A 20,739-nucleotide genomic window follows, 5' to 3' on the forward strand; every position below is an offset into this window, starting at 1 on the left:
GGTACTACATTTGTGGGAGAGTAGGTCGTCGCCTTTTTTAGAAATCCTCAACATTATTTGTTGAGGATTTTTTTGTATATAACTTTTAAATGTTTTTACTAATACGGTTAATAATTTTATAATATGATTTATTCTCTTTAATTTCGTTTTTATGAATATGATTATAGAATCTACACTATTAACTCTTAAAAAATCCAAAAGTATATTATTAAAACTCTCAAATAAAGAACTTAGTGATGCTAGCGTATCACCATACTATTCTAGTATTGGAACACATATAAGACATATATTTGACTTTTATGATTGTTCATTAAAATTTAATGATAAAGGTAAAGTCGATTTAACTTCGAGAGAGCGTAAATTATCTGTGGAAGTATGTTGTAAATCATCATTAGAGTATTATGATATTATTATAAATAGACTTAATAACATCAAAGATTCAAATATTAAGCATATTAAAGTTATAGATGATTTAGGTACTGGTAAAATAGAGATAGATTATACTTTTGATGCTTTATTATCCCAGGCAAATAGTCATACAATTCATCATTATGCTATTATTGGTTATATTCTTGATAGATTAAACATAAAAATAGAAGACTCTGGTTTTGGTTACAATCCTACAACACCAAAAGAAAACTAAATTAATTTTTAAACATACTATCTAAAATTGTATTTATACCTCTATAGGCTAAATAGATAGCACTACAACAAGATATAATCCCTAATACTAATAATGGAATAAATAAAACTCTTTCTTGATTACTAAATGAGATATATATTAGAGTTGGACCCAAGAACATAAGGATAACAGTTATACCCATTTTTTTTATTCCTTTTATTAATACATTCCTATTAGTTTTTTTCGTTTCCATCTATAGATATATTGTAAGCATTAATTGAACCTCTTACATTATTATTATTATCCTTTAATAATGATATTGCTTTTTGTTCATCAATATTTAGTTCCAACATTATTATTTTAACACCTCGATTTACAAGTTTATTATTACTGAGTTGCATATCAAGCATCTTGTTTCCTTTCACTCTGCCAAGCTTTATCATAGTTGATGTTGTTAACATATTTAAAACTAATTTTTGTGCAGTCCCAGCTTTCATTCTAGAACTACCAGTTAAGAACTCAGGTCCTACGACTATATCTACTGGAAATTTTGCAGAATTTGACAACGGGCTATTTTTATTACAAGAAATTGATCCTGTTATAATATTATTATGATTACATTTCTTCACTGCTTCTATTACATATGGAGTAGAACCAGATGCTGCGATACCAATAACTATATCCTTAGTTGAAACATTATGGCTTTTTAGATCTATCCAACCTTGATTTTTTGAATCTTCAGCAAATTCTACTGCTTTTCTAATAGCTTTATCTCCTCCAGCTATTAATCCAATAACCATTTCGTGTGGTACTCCAAATGTAGGTGGACATTCTGATGCATCCACAATACCTAGCCGTCCACTAGTTCCTGCTCCAATGTAGAATAATCTGCCATTATTTTTTAGTTTTAAAACTATTTGATCAACTAATATTTCAATCTGTGGTATCGCTTCTTTTACAGCTAAAGGAACTGTTTGGTCTTCTTTATTTATGTTTTTTAGAAGTTCTAAAGTACTCATCTTTTCTAGATGATTATATTTAGACTCTTTTTCTGTTGTTTTCTCAAAAGTCATAATTCAAAAATACAATTTTAGTTTTGATTATTGCTCTGTAATTGTTTTAGAGGTAGTAGTGTTATTATTTTTTTTAATATTTATTCAAAAAAAAAATAATTAGAGGCATTACTATGACTTGATATTTAAAAGTTTTGGTCATGCCTAAAATGTATCACTCTATAGTATATAATACTTCTGTGGCTTGAGAAACTCTAAAGTAGCCAAAAGGGAAGTTTTGAGGATTTGTTTGATTTATGCAATTGCCACGAACTGTTGCTGGCTGGATTTCGAATGGACCACCTCCACCATCTGAAGTTTGTTGTAATAATAAAAACATGAATTCGTAAAATTGTTTAGAAACGCCGTAGTTTTTAATACTTAATTGATTACCAACTTCTGAATCTGGATTTGAGTAGAAAGCGAAAATTTGGTTACCATCTATAAACTCATCTTCATAAACCTCTAAACTCGGATTGATCTCTGTGTCTTCTTTAAATTCAAAAAAATATTGATTTTCTTCTCCTGCAGGATCAGTATAGTAAGCTTTTATTTCAATTTCATCTCCAGTAAAGCCACCTTCATTATTTTGCTCTACATAATCTATTGGAGTAACGCTAACTAGGATTTCAGATCCTATATAACTTTCCTGATTGTAGTTGATGTTTAAGGTGTATTCTTGACCTATTTGAGGATTGAAATTGAAGCATTCATAAGTACCATCGTTGTTAGAGTCTATAAAGTTATATGTATTAGTATTATCAGTAACAATAACAATGGCTCCTAATGCAGGCGGTATTTGATTATCGAAAAAGGGTGCAGAAAGAGACAATTTAATCGTTTGGTATTCTCCAGAATCTCCTTCGAACCAATTTAATGAGGCATCTATAACGAGTCTTGGTTCTGCATTTGGGACTTCTACATCTATTACATCTTCGCACGATGTGTAAATAAGCAATAGAATAAATATGTATTTTAAGTTTTTCATTTTCTAAAATTTAAAATTGTAAGCTACTGACGGTACAGCACCAAAAATAGATAATCTCGTGGCTTCGTTATTACCTGAGTCTTGATTTTGACCGAATGAAATTGATGCTGCATTCCTTCTATTATAAGCATTATATAAGCCAAAGACCCATGAGCCTTGCCATCCTTTTGTTTTTTCTGGCTTTGGTGTATATGTTGCAGATAAATCTAAACGATGATAACTTGGTAGTCGAGTGGAGTTTCTAGGACTATAGTTAGGTACAATTATTCCGTTATACTCATACTGTCCGTTTGGAAAAGTCGTAGGTCTTCCTGTTTGAAAGAGGAAATTAGCATTAAAGTCCCATTTTTTATTTAGGTTATAACTTGTTGTTATAGATATATCGTGTGTTCTATCGAAAACAGTATTATACCAATCTCCATTGTTTATTCCGGTTTCGTTAGGTGCGCGACCTTCGGTTTTTTGTTCAGATTTAGATAGTGTATATGCAATCCAACCTTTAAAACGGCCTTCATTTTTTCTAAATAAAACCTCTAAACCATATGCTCTGGCTCTACCATTTAATATTACTCGTTCAATAGCATCATTAGCAATAAGATTTGCTCCATCTATATAATCTATTCTGTTTTTAACATCTTTATAATAGGTTTCTACTTCTAGTGAGTAATCACCGTCTTTTATATTTTTAAAATAGCCAATTGCATATTGATCTAAAATTTGTGGTTTAATAAACTTTCCACTTGGAGCCCAAACATCTAAAGGCGTTGGAGAGCTAGTGTTAGATAATAAATGTAAATATTGAGACATTCTATTATAACTCGCTTTTACAGAAGTATTCCGATTAAATTTGTAGGCTGCAGAAAACCTTGGTTCTAAGTTTAAAAATGATTTTATTGTTTTACTTCTACTTGAGGATTCTGTTGCTATTGCATCTGCACTTTGATAAATTTGAAAATCATCATTAAAAATTACTGCTTGATTGTTTTCATAAATATTCAATTCATTTTGTCCTAAACGCATAAAAGCGCTTAATCGCAATCCATAGGCTAGTGTAAGATTTTTTGATACTTTATGTTCAGTGTCAATGTAAATAGCATTTTCAAAAGCATACTTATCTGTAAGTTTATCTGCATTTATTCCAGAAGTAGGAGTAGAAGGTTCTATTTCTCCAGGATTAAATTTATAATACGTGCTATTTAAACCATACTGTAACTTAAATTTTGAGTTTAGATAATGTTTAAAATCGTATTTAAAATTAAAATTTTGGATACCTGAATTCCATTTAAACTCTACAAAATCAAGATTTAATCCGTAATAGTAATCAGAATAAATAAGAGACATGTTTGAAAACAACTTATCGTTAAACAAATGATTCCATCTAAAATTAACAATAGTATTACCATAAGTATTCTCGAAACTATCTGCTAAATTAAAAACATCCCTACCAAAATATCCAGACAAATAGATATTGTTATTATCGTTTAATTTATAACTTAATTTTGTGTTTAAATCGTAAAAGTAGGCCACGTTATCTAAGTCGAAAAGAGGCAAAAACAAATGAGCATAAGAGCTTCTTCCACATAATAAAAAAGAACCCTTGTCTTTTTTTAAAGGTCCTTCTACCAATAGTCTACTCGATACAATACCAATACCTCCATTGGCATGAAACTCCTTACTATTTCCTTCTTTTTGATAAATATCTAAAACCGAAGACACACGTCCACCATAACGAGCAGGAATACCACCTTTATATAATTTTAAGTCTTTAATCGCATCTGGATTAAAAACAGAAAACAAACCAAATAAATGCGAAGAGTTGAATACTGTAGCCTCATCTAAAAGTATTAAGTTTTGATCTGCAGCACCACCTCTAACATTAAAGCCGGAGGCTCCTTCTCCAGCATTTGTAACACCAGGCAAAAAAGTTATAGCCTTTAATACATCAGCCTCACCAAGTACTACAGGAATTTGTTTTATAGTAGAAGCAGTGAGTGCATTAACACTCATTTGTGGTTTTCTAATACTTAGTTTTTCAATATTCTCCGTAATTATTACTTCTTCTAAACTTTGTGCAGCCTCTGCTAATATGAAATTTTTCTTAAGGTTTTCGACAAGATTAATAGTTTCAATTTTATCGCTATATCCAATGTAGCTAAGCGATATTTTATAGTTTCCTTTGGGTAAGGTTATAGAATAAAAACCATATTCGTTTGTAGACGTACCAGTGTTTAATTCTGGAAAAAAAACAGTAACACCAATTAATGTTTCGTTGGTTTCTTGATCTTGAATAACACCACTTAATGTGAATTTTTCTTGTGCAAAACCGAAACTAATACTCAATAATAGGAGAATAACTGCAACTAGTTTTGATTGATTCATTTATAGCTTTTTTTTTGTAAAGTTAAGGAAAACACAATTTTTCATGAATAGTTTAACAAATATTTGGGCGTTACAAAAACATAAAAACACGTTTTTGTTGTGTTATCCACTCTATCTTTTTTTTGCATATTTACAACAAAAAAAGGATGCAGTTGCTAGTACTAATCCAAAAAAAAACTCCTAAAAAGGAGCTTTTTTTACAACTAATATTTTATTTGTATTAGTTTAAAATACTATTTAACGTTTTACTTGGTCGCATAGCAGCATTAATTAATTCTTCCTTTGGTTCGTAATAACCACCAATATTAATAGGTTTTCCTTGTATTTCGTTAAGTTCTTTTATAATTTTAGTTTCGTTGTCTTCTAATTGTTTTGCTATCGTAGAAAACTCATTAGCTAATTGTTTATCTTCTGTTTGGTTTGCTAATTCTTGAGCCCAATACAAAGCTAAATAAAAGTGAGATCCTCTATTATCTAATTCGCCAGCTTTACGAGATGGACCTTTTTTATTTTCTAATAAAGTTTCTGTAGCATTATCTAAAGCGTCACCTAATACTTTTGCTTTTGGGTTATTATTTACTTGACTAAAGTGCTCAAGTGAAACAGCCAAAGCTAAAAACTCGCCCAAAGAATCCCAACGTAAATGGTTTTCTTCTGTAAATTGTTGTACATGTTTTGGTGCAGAACCTCCAGCACCAGTTTCAAATAATCCACCACCATTCATTAAAGGCACAATAGATAACATTTTTGCACTAGTTCCAACTTCTAGAATTGGAAATAAATCTGTTAAATAATCACGTAATACATTTCCAGAAACTGAAATTGTATCTTTTCCTTCTTTTAATCTTTTACAAGTAAAAATAGTAGCGTCTATTGGTGATAATATTCTTAAATCTAAACCATTAGTGTCATGGTCTTTTAAATAGGTGTTTACTTTTTTAATTAGTTGTGCATCATGAGCTCTGTTTTTGTCTAACCAAAAAACGGCAGGAGTATTGGATGCTCTTGCTCTACTTACAGCTAGTTTTACCCAATCTTGGATTGGTGCATCTTTAACTTGACACATTCTCCATATGTCTCCAGTCTCAACATTGTGTGCTAATAAAGTTTTCCCGTTAGCATCTATAACTTCTACTTTTCCGTTAGAAGCGATTTCGAAAGTTTTATCATGAGAACCATACTCTTCTGCTTTTTGGGCCATTAATCCAACATTAGGAACTGTTCCCATTGTAGTAGGATCGAAAGCTCCATTAGTTTTACAAAAATCTATAGTTGCAGTATAAATTCCTGCATAACTACTATCTGGAATGACCGCTTTTGTGTCTTGAGATTTTCCGTCTGCATTCCACATTTGCCCAGAGTTACGTATCATTGCTGGCATAGATGCATCAATAATAACATCGCTTGGCACATGTAAATTTGTAATCCCTCTTTCACTATTTACCATAGCTAGATCTGCACTATGCTCTAAGGCATAGCGAATATCTTCTCTTATTTCTTCTCGTTTTTCTTCTGTTAACTCATTTAAGTTGCTTAATAAGTTACCAAAACCATTGTTTACATCTACACCAATTTTATCAAATGTTTTACCGTGTTTTTTAAATAAGTCTTTAAAAAAAACACGAACAGCGTGACCAAAAATAATGGGATCACTAACTTTCATCATCGTTGCTTTCATATGCAAAGAGAACAAAACACCTTTGTCTAAAGCGTCTTCAATTTGTTCTTCTAAAAAGGCTATTAAAGCTTTTTTACTCATTATGGTGGCATCAATAATTTCACCTTCTAAAAGCTCTAAATTATCTTTTAAAACTGTTGTTTTTCCATTTGTGTCTGTATGTTGAATTTTAACAGAAGTTGGCTTAGCTAAAGTTACAGACTTTTCATTATGCGCAAAATCTCCCGCAGTCATTGTAGAAACATGCGATTTTGAATCCTTGGACCATGCTCCCATAGAATGAGGATTCTTTTTTGCGTAGTTTTTTACTGCTTTAGGTGCACGTCTGTCGCTATTACCTTCACGTAACACAGGATTTACTGCACTACCTTTAATTTTGTCGTAACGTGATTTGATATCTTTTTCTTTATCATTTGTTGTTTCGTCTGGATAGCTAGGTATTGCGAATCCTTGTTCTTGTAGTTCTTTTATAGCAGCTTTTAATTGAGGTACAGAAGCACTAATATTTGGAAGCTTTATAATGTTAGCTTCTGGTTGTTTGGCCAAAGAACCTAAAAAGGCTAAATCGTCGCTCACCTTTTGGTCATCATTTAAAAAATCTGGAAATACAGCTAATATTCTGGCTGCAAGCGAAATATCTTTTGTTTCTATATTAATTCCTGAAGATTTTACGAAGGCTTCAACAATTGGCAAAAAAGAACGTGTTGCTAAAGCTGGTGCTTCATCCGTTTTAGTATAAATGATTTTTGGTGTTGTAGACATATATTTATGGTGTTTTGATTCTTAAAATTCCGAAAATTACGGGATTACGAAGATACAAAATTTAGAGAGCAATTTAAAGCTTGAAGTAAGGACTTAACAGAATTTATTTAGACCATAATTATTAGTGATTCAATTTATTAAATTGATAATTTTTTTGATAAAAATTTATTCAATTATAATATTATAGTCTTTTAAAAGTCCAAAAATTTCATTTTTAGAAAATTTAGCACCTTTTATTTTATTGTTGGATGGAGAAATAGAATAGTTATAGGCTGTTCTAAAATCTGTTTTTTCTAAGTTAGTATTATCAAATACAGCATTATTTAAATCACATTTTAAAAAAGTAGATTGTTTTAAATTACTGTTTGTAAAATCTGTGTGTTCTAGTTTATAGTTATTAAATTTTGTGTTATTTAGCTTTAAATTATAAAAAGAGGCCAAGTTTAGTTGACAATTATTAAATGTCATTGCTAATAAAAAGGTATTGCATTCATTAAAAGGAGTACCAACTAACTTACAATCTTTAAAAATAATATCCTTAAATGTTGTTTCACCTAGCTTAACAGAGCTAAAGTTACAATCTGTAAATTCACATTCTAGAAATGAAATTCCGGATAAGAAAGTGTTGCTAAAATTACAGTTTGAGAAAGTGCAATTATCGTATTCGCCTTTAGATAGATTGTTAATTGTATAATCTATATTATTGAATGTTTTATCTGTTATAAGAGGTAGATTCATTTTATAAAAGTACTGTTTTTACTTGTTTTGAGAGTATAGGACTACTTTTTTTAAGTTTTATATCTAGCTATAGATATGCTCATTAAAGAAAAAAGGGTTTCAAAAAATGATAGTTTTATAAAAATAACAAAAGCCATAATATAATAGATTTAACTATTAATATTATGGCTTTCTTGAAGTAACATCTACTTGATCTATTTAGTTTTCACTAACTCAATCCAAAACCAAGGCTTTGCATTTTTTCAATTCAAAATCTGTTACATCAATGATACATTTGGGTAACTTTCAAAATGTATTGACTGGTTACTCCTTTTGTATCGTTAATTGTTTTTCTTGAAACTTTAACTTGTGTACTTCGTTTTCACGTTGTATTTACATTAAAGTCTTGTTTCGTCTTTTGGTATTCTCTTTCGATATCTACTACTTTTACGGAAACTTTCAATTTATCTAAATACTATCTGCCTAGACATATTGTATTTTTCAAAATATCATGGTTTTTTAAATAACAATACCTAAATAGGGTAATTTCAAAACCTCAAAAAACAATTACTACTTAAAAAATAAATTTTAAGCTTTTATTTTAAAACTCATTAGCTATTTACATAACAAAGTTTTAAAAAATTAATTAACATAAATGCTGTATTAAACAGAAACCAATTCAAGTTGTTGTTAATTGTTTTACTAAATTATAAATTATTTATTGTAAAACTTGATTTTTAAAACGCTACTTATCAACGAGTTATAAACTTACTTTATTAACAATTGTTTATAACCAAAAAAGCCCATCTTAACTAAGATGGGCTTATTAATGTTATTTAAAAAGAAATCGATTATTTTCTTCTCGCTTCTTTAATTCTTGCTTTTTTACCAGTAAGACCTCTAAAGTAAAAGATTCTAGCTCTACGAACTTTACCTCTTTTGTTTACTTCAATCTTTTGTAGTGCAGGTAAGTTAATTGGGAAGATACGCTCTACACCAATTGTTCCAGACATTTTTCTAATAGTAAAAGTTTCTGATGTTCCAGTTCCTCTTCTTTGTAATACTACACCTCTAAAAAACTGTGTTCTACTTTTTTCTCCTTCACGAATTTCGTAGTATACTGTAATTGTATCTCCTGCAGAAAATTCTGCAAAATCCTTTTTTGGTACAAACTCGTCTTGTACAAATTTAATTAAAGATTCCATCTTTATTTATTTTTTTATATTAATTCAGAACAACATTCACGTATATCGCCAGAGGTTAACCCGAAATTGGCTGCAAAAATAAGTATTAATTACTAATGTGCAATATTTTTTTTAATTTTTAAGTCTATTTTAATTGTATTGGTATCCAAACACACTCTTCAGATTCTGGATGATTGTGTTTGTATTTGTTTCCTAATACGTTAAAATGAGCTCTATGGTCTAACTTGTACTTAGATTCGGGTAACCAATTAGTATAAATATATGACATAAATACACCAAAGTCTTTGGCTAATCCTTTATAATTAAAAACGGCGTACAAACCTGAAACTAGATTTAATGTTTTCATACCTTCAGGCAAAGTATTATAATTCTCTACTTCAATACATGCCCATTTTACGAATGTATTTGATGGACTAAAGTTTTTGAAGTATTCATTATCATAGACTAATACTTCAAACAAATCTGTGGTTACAACATTTTTTATGTCTTTGCGTTTTGGCATAAAACTAGAAAACAACTCTACTGTTTTATTCTCTGTTAAGGACATTTTAATGCATTTGCCAATTAATTTTTTTTCTTTTAAAGCTACTATTTTTGGAGCTTGTTTCATATTTGTTTAATAATGTAATTGTTCTTGATATAAAACACTAATTAAGCAACTTTGCTTTTAAGGCATACTTAATTTTTCTTACAGATTAACTTAATCTTCAAGTAAATCTGGTCGTCGCTCTTGTGTTCTTTTATATGCTTGCTCCTCGCGCCATTTTTCAATTTTTGCAGCATGACCACTAAACAAAATTTCTGGCACTTTATAACCTTTATAGTCTCTTGGCTTTGTGTAAATAGGTGGTGCTAATAGGTTGTCTTGAAAGCTATCTGTTAAAGCGGAAGTTTCGTTACCAAGAACTCCAGGTATTAATCTAATAATAGTATCGCATAATACTGCTGCTCCTAATTCTCCACCAGACAACACATAATCTCCTATCGAGATTTCTTTAGTAACAAACATATCTCTTACACGTTGGTCTACACCTTTATAATGACCACAAAGTATAATAATATTATCTTTTAAAGATAGTGTATTTGCCATACCTTGATTTAAAGTATTTCCATCTGGTGTCATGTAGATAACTTCGTCGTAATTGCGTTCTGCTTTTAAGCTAGAAATACATTTGTCTATTGGTTCACAACTCATTACCATTCCAGCTCCACCACCAAATTGTGTGTCGTCTATAGATTTGTAATTGTCTGTTGTATAGTCTCTTAAATTATGAAAGTGAACTGAAACTAAATTAGCATCTATAGCACGTTTTAAAATTGAGGCTTCAAACGGACTTTTAAGTAATTCTGGTAAAACGGTAATAATGTCTATTCTCATTATGTTTAGTATAGGATTGCAAAGATATATGAAATGTTTTTAAGATGAATTTTTAGTATAAGATGTAGTGTTGCTATATTTGATTCTTAATAAAAATCTAAAGGTTAGGTTATTTTAAATAAACCATATTTTACAATACAATAAATTGCTCTAACACCATCTTTCCATCCTATTTTTTTACCATGAATATACTTTCGGCTTTCGTAAGATATACTAACTTCTTTCAATCGAATGTTTTTTATTCTTGAGATTTTAGCAGTTACTTCTGGCTCGAAACCAAAACGTTTTTCTTTCAGTTGAAGAGATTTTACCATTTTTGTGTCGAGCAATTTATAGCAGGTTTCCATATCTGTTAACTTTAAACCAGAAAAAAGATTTGAAAGAAATGTTAAAAATTTATTAGCGTTATAATGCCAGAAATAAGAGGTCTTACGACCTTTGTTTTTTAGAAATCGTGATCCATAAACAACATCTGCTACATCTTCTATAATAGGCTTTAAAAGTAAATTGTATTCTTCAGGATTATATTCTAAATCAGCATCTTGTATAATTAAATAGTCCCCTGTAGCTTTAGAAATACCTTTTTGGATAGAGGCTCCTTTTCCTTGGTTTGTTTCGTTATTAATAAATAAGATTTCTAATGTTGGATTTTCTTCGTTAAATGCTTGGATTATTTTTCTAGAATGGTCTTGAGAATTGTCATTAATGATTACAAACTCTTTTTTAATATTATTTATTAAATGTACCTCTTTAATTTTATTCAAAATTAAGCTAACTGAAGCCTCCTCGTCAAACACTGGAATTATAATTGAGAGTTTAATTATCTTCATCTATTACTTTTACTTTTTCGTTGTTTTTGTAAATACTTTTTTCTAAAATCTTTCCATCTTTAGTTTTTTTTATCACTTCTCCCTCAAGTTTACCATTTATCCATACTCCTGATATAATTTCTCTATTTTTAAAATAGACTGCTCCTTTACCATGTCTTACATCATTTTTCCAATGGCCTGTGTATTTTTGTCCATCTTCCCAAACATATGTACCTAAACCGTTTCTTTTCTCATTTTTCCAATCACCAGAATAACCAAGACTTGGTAAAAATTGCATTAAATAGGTATTGGGATTTTTAAGTTCTTTAATAATTTTAAATTTGTTTGGATAGCGATTTATAGTTGGTAATAAATAGTTGTTAGTTGAAGAAAAACCAAGTTGTTCTATTACTACATAGTTTACATTTTTACTTTTTAAATATTCAATTTGTTCCTCTCTATTGAGTGTTTTCTTGTAATTAGTTACGGGTTTTTTTGAGAATAAATAAAACAGTCCTTCTTTTCTTACACTAGTTACAGCATTGTCTTCTGTGTTTTTTTTAACCTAATCTGCTAAAGCAAAATAATTTTGATAATTGTTTGTATATACTCCTTGTGCTTGTTCTTTTAATTTTGTAATTGATTCATCACCATATACAAAAGACCAAAAACCTATAATTAGTGTAACTGTGATGGCTACAAAATCCTGACTAGATTTTGAAAATAATTTTGAGTTTAACCAAATCAAGAATTGTATTATTCCAAAAACAAATAAGAAAATAAGTAAAGGAATTATTGGTACTAAAAAACGTGTTCCATACCAAACGCTTGGCCACAACATTAATATTGATAAAAAGGCAACTACATAAGATAATATTAAGATTCTAAAGTTAGGCAGTTTATATATTCCAAAAACAATTATCGTTAATATTAATAATCCAATTAGCCATTCTGTTTTTATAGTTGATGATTCCTCATACATGATGTCTTTTACTTGCAATAAACCAGAAGGAATTTCTTTGGTAATGTACCTTTCGAAATTTAATAAAACTCTATCAACTAAATCTGTAATACCAATGCTACCTAATTCAGGTTGATATGGGTTTTTTAATAATAATTGAGAAATGTAAGTGTTTCCAGAAACACTTCTGTTTCTTAACATCCATGGTGGATACAATAACAAAAAGCCAGCATTAAGATTAAATAAATATTTCCAGTGTTTTTTTATTAGTAAGAAAAATGTAAAACTTACAAGTAAAGCTAAAGCTATAGACCTGATATAGAATGAAAAGGATAAACAGATAAGTAAAACCCAAAATTTCCAATTTTTGGATATTGAAAGAGAAAAATTAATTTTTAAAAATAGCCACAAAGATAAAAATGAAAAAAACTGAAACGGAATCTCACTCATCATAATAGTGGAATACTCTAAAAGATGATAATTCAGCATACTAATAAAACAAACAGCAAAAGCAATATGAATGTTTTTGGATATTAGTTTTATAATAAAAAAAAGAAGTAAAATTGCACCAAAAAGTAATATGCCATTAAATATTTTTATAGGTATAATTTCGTTTGAAAATAGCGTTGTAATTCCTGCTATTAATAAAGGATATCCTGGTGGATAATGATAATGTGCTTCTCTCTCAAGATGTTGAATATTTGTATATCCATAACCATTAGCAATTGAGTGACCTAATATGTAATAACTCGCATTGTCACCAATTAAACTTATTTTTTGATCAAAAATACTGCTGTATATTTTTATAAAACCTAGTGTTAAAATTAAAATATATATAACTTTAATAATATATTTTTTATGGGTTATAGACTTTATCATTATTATTTTTGAGATTTCAAATAGCTAATTTTAAAGTTTTAAGTTATTAACAGCTTTAAATCACTTAACATTTTTTGTAAACAGAATGTTAATATAGAAAATGTTTTTTATATACTCTACAAACATAATAGCTGTTTCAATTTTTTTAATAATTTGTTAGTTTTAAACTATTTATTTCAGTCGCTACATAGTATTATAGGTTCTATAAAAATGATGTTAATTTTTTTATAATAAACCAATATACGTTTAAAATTTATGTAGTTTTGTTAAACAAATAAATAAATAATGAAAGTTTTTTTAATTAAAATTTCAATCTTAGTACTTGGGTTATTAATTCCACTTCAATCTAATTTTGTTAAATCTAATGATTCATCTCAAGACTTTAAAGGTCAATCTTACTACATGTCTAAAACAAGAATGGATTTAGGAAATTGGGGAGCTAGATTAAGTGAGGCTCAAAAAAAAGAGGTAGCTGCTAGAATGCAATCTCGATTAGAGAAAACATATATTCTAACATTTAATAGAGAAGAATCTATGTTTAAAGAGGAAGAGAAACTAGATGCACTATCTGGTGCTACAGATTCTTGGGGAAAAAACTTTACTCCTGGAGCACAATATAAAAACGTAAAAACTAACACACAAATCCAGAATCAGGAATTTTATGGTAAGCAATTTTTGGTTAAAGATAGTTTACAACCTATTACTTGGAAAATGAGTGGAGAAACCAAAACAATAGGAAAATATAACTGTTTTAAAGCAACCGCATTAATACCTTCTAATGAGCTTACTTGGTATGCTTTTTCTTGGGATAAACTAAGAACTAAGGAGAAAACCGAAAGTGAAACAGGTGATGAAAAAGAAGAATTGGTAGAGATGACTCAGGTTGAGGCTTGGTTTACACCACAAATACCTGTTGGACATGGACCGTTAGAATATTGGGGACTTGCAGGTTTAATATTAGAGGTAAGTGCAGGAGATACTACAATGTTGTGTTCTAAAATTATTTTAAATACAGATGATGATATTGAAATTATTGCTCCAAAAAAAGGAGCGGAAGTTACTAAACTTGAATATCAAGATATTGTTCTAAATAAAATGAAAGAGTTCAGAGATAATCGTGGTGGTAGAAGTAGAGGTCGTTAATTAACATGCTTTTAAATTAATTTATTCTTGTCATAAAATAAGACATTTCAAAATCTATTTCTTCTATTGAACAATTAAAAAAGATTTTATCACCTTTAATATTCGTAATATTAACTATCATTTTTTTACCAACAAAAAAGTGGTATTTTGGGTTTTTACTGTTTGTTTTTAAGTAAGTAAAAATGTAGGTGCATTTGTCAATCCATTCTATAGACCCTGTAAATGTTTCACCTGTATTTAAATTAGTTTCAATTTGTTCTGTTTCGGTTCTTTCAATTATAGTTCGCAAGTTAATTTTATTGTCGTTTATTTTAAACTTACCAACATGAATTGAATTGCAGTCCTGAGAAAAACTAAAGTTACTAGCTAAGCAAAGTATAAAGGCTGTTTTTAGTATTAATTTCATTATTTTTAACTATTGTTTTTCCAAATGTAATGTAAATCGTTATCCTTTTTCCACTCAAGGCTTTCATACAAATACTGTGCAGGATTATTAGCTTCGGTTTGTAAAATAACAAATTTATAATGTTCTTCTTTTGCTTTTTTCTTAGCCTGATTTAACAAAGCCAAACCTATCCCTTTTTTTCTAAATTCGTTAATAACAAACAAATCATTTAGTATGTAAAGTGGTTTCATAGAGACCGAAGAAAAGCTATGGAACAAATGCATAAAACCTACAGCTAATTCTTCTGAATAAGCGATATAAATTAGAGTGTCTTGTTTTTCTAATCGAGCTTTTAAAAACTGTTTTGCTGCCACTAGGTTGCTTCTTTGCCTATAGAATATACGGTAACTATCAAATAAAGGTATTAGGTCGTTTAAGTGTTGTATTTCCGCTTTGATTATAGTCATTTTAATTTTTCTTAGAAGCAAATAGTATATAAGAAATATATAACTCGAAAAAAAAATCTGTAACCGAAGTTACAGATTTTATATTTACTATGTAATTTTAATGCTTATTTTAATTAGCGTTTTTGTGTTTGTTTATTTCATCTTGTAATTGTCTGCGTACCTTTTGTTCTCGCTCTAAAGCTACGCGTCTATGCTCTTGAAACTCTTCTTCTGTTTCTTCTAAAGTTTTTTTAGCTTCTTTAGTAATGGCATTACTGTTTTTAAATTTGTACATAAATAATAATGCTACAGCTAATAAAACAGCAATAATAGACCACATTATACCATTGTAACCTCCTTTACTCATCTGTATTCCAAATAAAGACATGCTATCTTTCTCTGTATTTGTTTTGTCTAACACACCTTGAGTTTCATCCAAATTTGTTCTTAATTTAGTTATTTCATCCTCTTGTTTTGCTACAATAACTTTGGTGTCGTTAAGTGTTTTGTGTACTGCTTTTAAAGAATCTATAGTATTCGCTTTTAATTTTTCTATCCATTGAATTCTAACCACTTCATAACGTTGTCCTCTTTCGTCTGTCCAGCCATTAGATTTTTTAGTTAAATACTCAAACTGACTCTCAATAGAACCACTTTCTAAAGATAGTTTTTCGTCTTCATCTGTAGTGTTGTCTGTTTGCGCTTCAATTTGTATAGTAAAAAAGGCTAGTAAAAATAATAAAGTAGCTTTTGTAAGATTCATTTTTATGCTGTTGTTTATTTATTGATGCGAAAGTAAAAAATATTGTTCAGTTTTGTTGTAAAAGTTTAAACGAGTTTATGGCAATTACAATAAAAGCCTCACAAATAGTGAGGCTTTTATATTTACGTTACAAACTATGGTTTAGATGTTTATAGTACTTAATTCTATTGTGTTTTGAATGTTATTCTCGTCCAAACTGTATTGGTAAACACCAAATTCGCCCACAAGTATTAATAGATTATTTTGAATAATTACATCGAAAGCGTCACGATTAATATTATGTACTAGTTGTATATTTTCTGGTTCTGAAATATCGAATATTTTAACCTCGTCATCACAAATAATAAGGTAATCGTTATATAAACCAAGACCAATAGGTTTTGTTAAGTTTCTTGTAGAAAGTAAAACAGGGTTTTGTATGTTTTCAATATTATAAATCTCTAATTGGTTTAATGTGTTACCACAGCCAATATCTGAATGTAAGGTTACAAAGGCATGCGTATCGTTTGCTACAACTGGATCACAAGCTGTAAAATGTTGTGCTTCAGACATGTATTCGGGAGTTTCAGGGTTTGCAACACTATAAATATACATGCCGTTTTGCGAACCTATAAAAAGATATTGTTTGTAGTTAAAAAGTGTTTCTATATTAAAACCAATTGGGATTTCGTTTACTTGAACAGGCTGTTCATTATCGACAATACTGAATACATTTAAATCTTGGTTATCTACAGTATATAAGTAGTTGTCGTAAGTTGTAAAACGTGCTAGAGAACCTCCTTGTCCTGTTGAACCATCAAAAGCAGAAGCACTTTCATTGTTATCTGAATTTGAATCACAACTCAAAAATATAAATACTATTACTATTAGGCTATATTTTTTCATCTTGTTATTCAATTAAAGTCCAGTTAATAATTACTTCATTGTCTGCTGTATTATTGTAGCAACAATTGTTTGGCGAAGCTAATTCAGGAAAGGTATTCACTATACGTTTTGTAATTTCTATTGTATTGTTTGTAAAATCAGGCTTTACTGCAATTAAATCTGTTGCATTATTAATATACAGTATGTTGTTTTTAACACTTAAGTCTGAAGAACCCAACACCTTTAAATAAGCCATATTAAAAGGATTTGAAGGATTTGAGTTGTCGAATATATGAAACCCTTTATTTGGTTGATTGATAAATAAATAGTCGTCTTTTACATAAATTTTGCCAGTTTCTAAAATTGGTTCTGCTGGTAAAAGTTCTGTTGAATTTTCGAATTCTGTTCTTGATATGGTTACGGCTTCATACTGCTGCTGTACTTCAAAAGGAGGATTATTATCATCATCTACAGTTCCCCAAATGCAGGAGTTTAGCAAAAGTAGCATTAGTAGATAAGCGACTTTGTAAGTTGGTTTTATCATAAGTCCATTTTTTAGTTAGATGCTGAAAATCTATAATGGTTGCGTACAAATATGTTAAATGTTAAACAAAAAAAATCTCACAGATTTTGTGAGATTTTTTTGAATATATATTTGGATGTATATCTATATCTATTAGTAGTAAGTAAAGCGTCTTACCTTAGCAATGTGCTTAGCTAAACGAATAACTTGATGGCTATAACCATATTCGTTATCGTACCAAACATAAAGCACCGCGTTTTTACCGTCTTTTCTAACTATAGTTGCTTTACTATCATAAATAGAAGGCGCAGAACTACCAACTATATCACTAGATACTAGTTCGTCACTCATTTCATATTTAATTTGCTCAACAAGATCTCCTTCTAAAGCATATTTTTTTATTGTAGCATTCATGCTGTCTACACTGGCTTTAGATTCTAATTCTAAGTTTAGTATAGCTAGTGAACCATTAGGAACAGGTACTCTTATAGCATTAGATGTTAGTTTGCCTTCAAAACTTGGTAAAGCTTTTGATACAGCAGCTCCAGCACCAGTTTCTGTAATAACCATGTTTAGTGCAGCAGCACGTCCACGTCTGTATTTTTTATGAAAATTATCAACTAGGTTTTGGTCGTTTGTATAAGCATGTATTGTCTCTAAATGTCCGCTTTTAACACCAAAAGTATCTTCAATAGCTTTTAAAATTGGTGTAATGGCGTTAGTAGTACAAGAAGCCGCAGAGAAAATATCTATGTTGTCTGGATTATTCTCTAAATGGTTAACACCATGCACAATATTTGGAATGCCTTTTCCTGGAGCAGTTAATAAAACTTTATCTGCACCTGGAGAGTTTTTTAAACGTGTTAAAGCTTCTTTATCTCTAAAAACGCCTGTATTATCTATTATTAAGGCGTTATTGATATCGTATTTTGTATAATCTATATCTTCTGGTTGGTTTGCAGAAATAATACGAACTGTCGTTCCATTTATAATTAAAGCTTCGTTTTCTAAATCTACAGCAACTGTACCAGAAAAATCACCATGAACAGAATCGTTACGTAATAAAGCAGCTCTTTTTTCTAAAACAACAGCATCGTTTTTGCCACGAGTTACAATTGCTCGTAAACGCAATTGACTGCCTTTTCCTGTTCTTGTCATTAATTCACGTGCAACTAAACGACCAATACGACCAAAACCATATAAAACAACATCTTTTGGTTTAATTTCTTCTGAAGTACTTGCGCCTTTAAGTTTACTGGCAACAAAAGCAATAGCATTAGAGTGCTTTTGTTCCTCAAGGTGATACTCGTAAGTTAACTTACCTATGTCTAATTTTGCAGGTGGAATATCTAGTGTTTTAATAGCTTGTGCAATTTCTACAGAATCGAAAACCGAAATTGGTTTTTGTACAAATTCGCCTGCATATTCATGAAGGTTTAAAATTTGGCTTACATTTCTATCTATTAATTGGTTTCTAAAAAGCACCAATTCAATGGACTTGTCGTACCAAAGGTCGCTAACAATTTTAATGAATTCTACAGTAGCACGACGTCTATCGGCTTGAAATGCTAATTCGTTTTCATAGGTTTCTTTAACTGGCATTCGTTTAGGTGTTTAGTGTGTTGATATTTTTTTAGTCTTTGCTAAAATTTTTTGCAAAAATAGTTATTTCAAACGTTTTCGTAAAGTATTTCCTGTAAAAAATAAAAGCACTTTATAACATTATAAAGTGCTTTTATTTAATTAACGGTTTTAATGTAATTATCTAAATCCGTATTTTAATTCTTGGCCTTTAGAATTAATTAATTCAACAACTAAAGGACTGTATAAATCTTTATTTCTAATAATTTTTTGAACCTCTTCTACAGAATTTACTGAAACACCATTGATTTTAGTAATTATATTACCAGATTCAATGCCTTCCTGTCTTAAATATTTTGCATATTCACCAACAAGTTCAGTTATTTTTACACCACTTTCAACTTTGTACCTTTTTAAGTCTTCAGGTTTGGCATCTTTTATAACAGCAATATTAGAAATTACAACAGTATTATTTTTTAACAAGGTGACGCTTACTTCTTTTTGAACTCCATTTCGTAAAAAATAAACATTAACCACATCATTAGGTCGTTTAGTATCTAAATATCCCTTTAAATCTGATAATTTATTAATTTCAATACCATCAATTTTTTTAATAATATCACCACTTCTTAATCCAGCAATAGCTGCTCCAGTGTCTTCATCTACATCATCTACATAAAAACCTTCGGTTTCATTCACACCAAGTTTTTCTGCTGCATTACTGTTTAATGAGCCTCCTCGAACACCCAAAATACCATTTTGTACATTACCAAACTCCATAATATCTTGTATTACTTTTTTTGCAATATTACTTGGCACTGCAAAAGAATAGCCAATATATGAACCTGTTTGCGAGGTAATCGCTGTATTAATACCAATAAGTTCTCCTTTTGTGTTTACTAAGGCACCTCCAGAATTTCCTGGGTTTACAGCAGCATCTGTTTGTATGAAAGATTGACTACTATCTCCAGATAAATCTCTAGATTTAGCACTTATTATACCTGCAGTTACTGTAGATGTTAGGTTAAAAGGGTTGCCAACAGCCAAAACCCACTCACCAATTTTTGCGGTATCACTGTCTCCAAATGTAGTATATGGTAAAATGTCGTCTGTTTCTATTTTTAATAAAGCAATATCAGTTTTTGGGTCTGTACCAACAATAGTGGCTTCTAAGGTTCTATTGTCGTTAAGTGTAACGCTTAATTTATCAGAACCATCAATAACATGATTATTGGTAATAATATAGCCATCTGGAGAGATTATAACTCCACTTCCAGTTCCTAATTGTCTGCGTTGTGTTGCACGACCTAAAAGTAAATCACGCATGGTTAATTGTTGATTTGTAACAGTAACACTTTTTACATGCACTACAGCGTGTATGGTTTTTTCAGCAGCTTGAGTAAAATCAATACTTTCTGTAGCACCCAAATTGGTTTTGTTTGCGGTGTAATTTACAGGTTGAAATATAGGTTGAGATAGTTCTTCTTTGTGTGCAATTGTTTGTGCTTCTTCTTCAAGAAAGGTTTTGTATGTTCCTAGAGTAATTGCGCCTCCTAAAACTGAAACTAAAACCAGCATTGCTAACTTTTTCATAGATAATATTT

General features: G+C 29.8%; 21 protein-coding genes. 2 read left to right on the top strand and 19 right to left on the bottom strand.

Annotation, left to right across the window (positions count from 1 at the left end):
* Positions 1-151 precede the first annotated feature (151 nt).
* Positions 152-643: a hypothetical protein gene (locus tag P8H50_RS06525; protein WP_300206850.1), complete on the top strand. Its 492-nt coding sequence runs from the start codon at positions 152-154 to the stop codon at positions 641-643.
* Position 644: 1 nt separating this feature from the next.
* On the opposite strand, the gene P8H50_RS06530 is transcribed toward P8H50_RS06525, so the two are convergent.
* The 12 genes from P8H50_RS06530 to P8H50_RS06585 all read right to left on the bottom strand — a co-directional run bounded on the left by P8H50_RS06530 (position 645) and on the right by P8H50_RS06585 (position 13,430).
* Complete coding sequence (locus tag P8H50_RS06530; RefSeq protein WP_366900965.1) at positions 645-875, bottom strand: DUF6095 family protein; 231 nt, start codon at positions 873-875, stop codon at positions 645-647.
* A complete protein-coding gene (gene murQ / locus P8H50_RS06535; RefSeq protein WP_300206853.1) occupies positions 856-1,695 on the bottom strand; it encodes an N-acetylmuramic acid 6-phosphate etherase in 840 nt (279 codons plus the stop codon). Before murQ ends, P8H50_RS06530 begins: the two co-directional genes overlap by 20 nt.
* Before the next feature lie 154 nt (positions 1,696-1,849).
* The gene (locus P8H50_RS06540) at positions 1,850-2,662 is read right to left on the bottom strand and encodes a DUF4249 domain-containing protein (RefSeq protein WP_300206855.1); all 813 of its coding nucleotides are present in this window, start codon (positions 2,660-2,662) and stop codon (positions 1,850-1,852) included.
* 3 nt (positions 2,663-2,665) lie between these two features.
* Complete coding sequence (locus P8H50_RS06545; protein WP_300206857.1) at positions 2,666-5,041, bottom strand: TonB-dependent receptor; 2,376 nt, start codon at positions 5,039-5,041, stop codon at positions 2,666-2,668.
* Positions 5,042-5,261: 220 nt separating this feature from the next.
* The gene (locus P8H50_RS06550; RefSeq protein ID WP_300206859.1) at positions 5,262-7,481 is read right to left on the bottom strand and encodes an NADP-dependent isocitrate dehydrogenase; all 2,220 of its coding nucleotides are present in this window, start codon (positions 7,479-7,481) and stop codon (positions 5,262-5,264) included.
* A gap of 165 nt (positions 7,482-7,646) precedes the next feature.
* Positions 7,647-8,219 (bottom strand): pentapeptide repeat-containing protein, encoded by a 573-nt coding sequence (locus tag P8H50_RS06555; protein WP_300206861.1) that lies wholly within the window; start codon positions 8,217-8,219, stop codon positions 7,647-7,649.
* An 830-nt stretch (positions 8,220-9,049) separates the two neighbouring features.
* Positions 9,050-9,403 (bottom strand): 50S ribosomal protein L19, encoded by a 354-nt coding sequence (rplS, locus tag P8H50_RS06560; RefSeq protein ID WP_300206863.1) that lies wholly within the window; start codon positions 9,401-9,403, stop codon positions 9,050-9,052.
* A 124-nt stretch (positions 9,404-9,527) separates the two neighbouring features.
* On the bottom strand, positions 9,528-10,013 hold the full coding sequence (locus P8H50_RS06565) for a GyrI-like domain-containing protein (RefSeq protein ID WP_300206865.1): 486 nt from the start codon (positions 10,011-10,013) through the stop codon (positions 9,528-9,530).
* 90 nt (positions 10,014-10,103) lie between these two features.
* Positions 10,104-10,781, bottom strand: a complete 678-nt coding sequence (trmD, locus tag P8H50_RS06570) for a tRNA (guanosine(37)-N1)-methyltransferase TrmD (RefSeq protein WP_300206867.1) — start codon at positions 10,779-10,781, stop codon at positions 10,104-10,106.
* Between the two features lie 104 nt (positions 10,782-10,885).
* The gene (locus tag P8H50_RS06575) at positions 10,886-11,611 is read right to left on the bottom strand and encodes a glycosyltransferase family 2 protein (RefSeq protein WP_300206869.1); all 726 of its coding nucleotides are present in this window, start codon (positions 11,609-11,611) and stop codon (positions 10,886-10,888) included.
* Positions 11,598-11,888 (bottom strand): hypothetical protein, encoded by a 291-nt coding sequence (locus P8H50_RS06580; protein WP_300206871.1) that lies wholly within the window; start codon positions 11,886-11,888, stop codon positions 11,598-11,600. The genes P8H50_RS06575 and P8H50_RS06580 overlap by 14 nt, the downstream gene beginning before the upstream one ends.
* A 267-nt stretch (positions 11,889-12,155) precedes the next feature.
* On the bottom strand, positions 12,156-13,430 hold the full coding sequence (locus P8H50_RS06585; RefSeq protein ID WP_300206874.1) for a glycosyltransferase family 39 protein: 1,275 nt from the start codon (positions 13,428-13,430) through the stop codon (positions 12,156-12,158).
* Positions 13,431-13,715: 285 nt separating this feature from the next.
* On the opposite strand from P8H50_RS06585, the gene P8H50_RS06590 reads away from it, so the two are divergent.
* Entirely contained in the window at positions 13,716-14,573 is an 858-nt protein-coding gene (locus P8H50_RS06590; protein ID WP_300206876.1) for a GLPGLI family protein, read from the top strand.
* Positions 14,574-14,589: 16 nt separating this feature from the next.
* On the opposite strand, the gene P8H50_RS06595 is transcribed toward P8H50_RS06590, so the two are convergent.
* The 7 genes from P8H50_RS06595 to P8H50_RS06625 all read right to left on the bottom strand — a co-directional run bounded on the left by P8H50_RS06595 (position 14,590) and on the right by P8H50_RS06625 (position 20,728).
* The gene (locus P8H50_RS06595; RefSeq protein ID WP_300206878.1) at positions 14,590-14,979 is read right to left on the bottom strand and encodes a hypothetical protein; all 390 of its coding nucleotides are present in this window, start codon (positions 14,977-14,979) and stop codon (positions 14,590-14,592) included.
* Between the two features lie 5 nt (positions 14,980-14,984).
* Positions 14,985-15,425 carry a GNAT family N-acetyltransferase gene (locus tag P8H50_RS06600; protein ID WP_300206880.1) on the bottom strand — a complete coding sequence of 147 codons (441 nt, stop codon included), beginning with the start codon at positions 15,423-15,425 and terminating at the stop codon, positions 14,985-14,987.
* Between the two features lie 109 nt (positions 15,426-15,534).
* Positions 15,535-16,167, bottom strand: a complete 633-nt coding sequence (locus P8H50_RS06605; protein WP_300206882.1) for a tRNA (guanine-N1)-methyltransferase — start codon at positions 16,165-16,167, stop codon at positions 15,535-15,537.
* Positions 16,168-16,308: 141 nt separating this feature from the next.
* Positions 16,309-17,052 (bottom strand): hypothetical protein, encoded by a 744-nt coding sequence (locus P8H50_RS06610; RefSeq protein ID WP_300206884.1) that lies wholly within the window; start codon positions 17,050-17,052, stop codon positions 16,309-16,311.
* 4 nt (positions 17,053-17,056) lie between these two features.
* Complete coding sequence (locus tag P8H50_RS06615; protein ID WP_300206887.1) at positions 17,057-17,575, bottom strand: hypothetical protein; 519 nt, start codon at positions 17,573-17,575, stop codon at positions 17,057-17,059.
* Between the two features lie 132 nt (positions 17,576-17,707).
* Positions 17,708-19,156 carry a glyceraldehyde-3-phosphate dehydrogenase gene (locus P8H50_RS06620; protein ID WP_300206889.1) on the bottom strand — a complete coding sequence of 483 codons (1,449 nt, stop codon included), beginning with the start codon at positions 19,154-19,156 and terminating at the stop codon, positions 17,708-17,710.
* 159 nt (positions 19,157-19,315) lie between these two features.
* On the bottom strand, positions 19,316-20,728 hold the full coding sequence (locus P8H50_RS06625; protein ID WP_300206892.1) for a trypsin-like peptidase domain-containing protein: 1,413 nt from the start codon (positions 20,726-20,728) through the stop codon (positions 19,316-19,318).
* Positions 20,729-20,739 lie beyond the last annotated feature (11 nt).

It is taken from the genome of Lacinutrix sp. (assembly GCF_029238095.1).
GTDB lineage: Bacteria > Bacteroidota > Bacteroidia > Flavobacteriales > Flavobacteriaceae > Lacinutrix.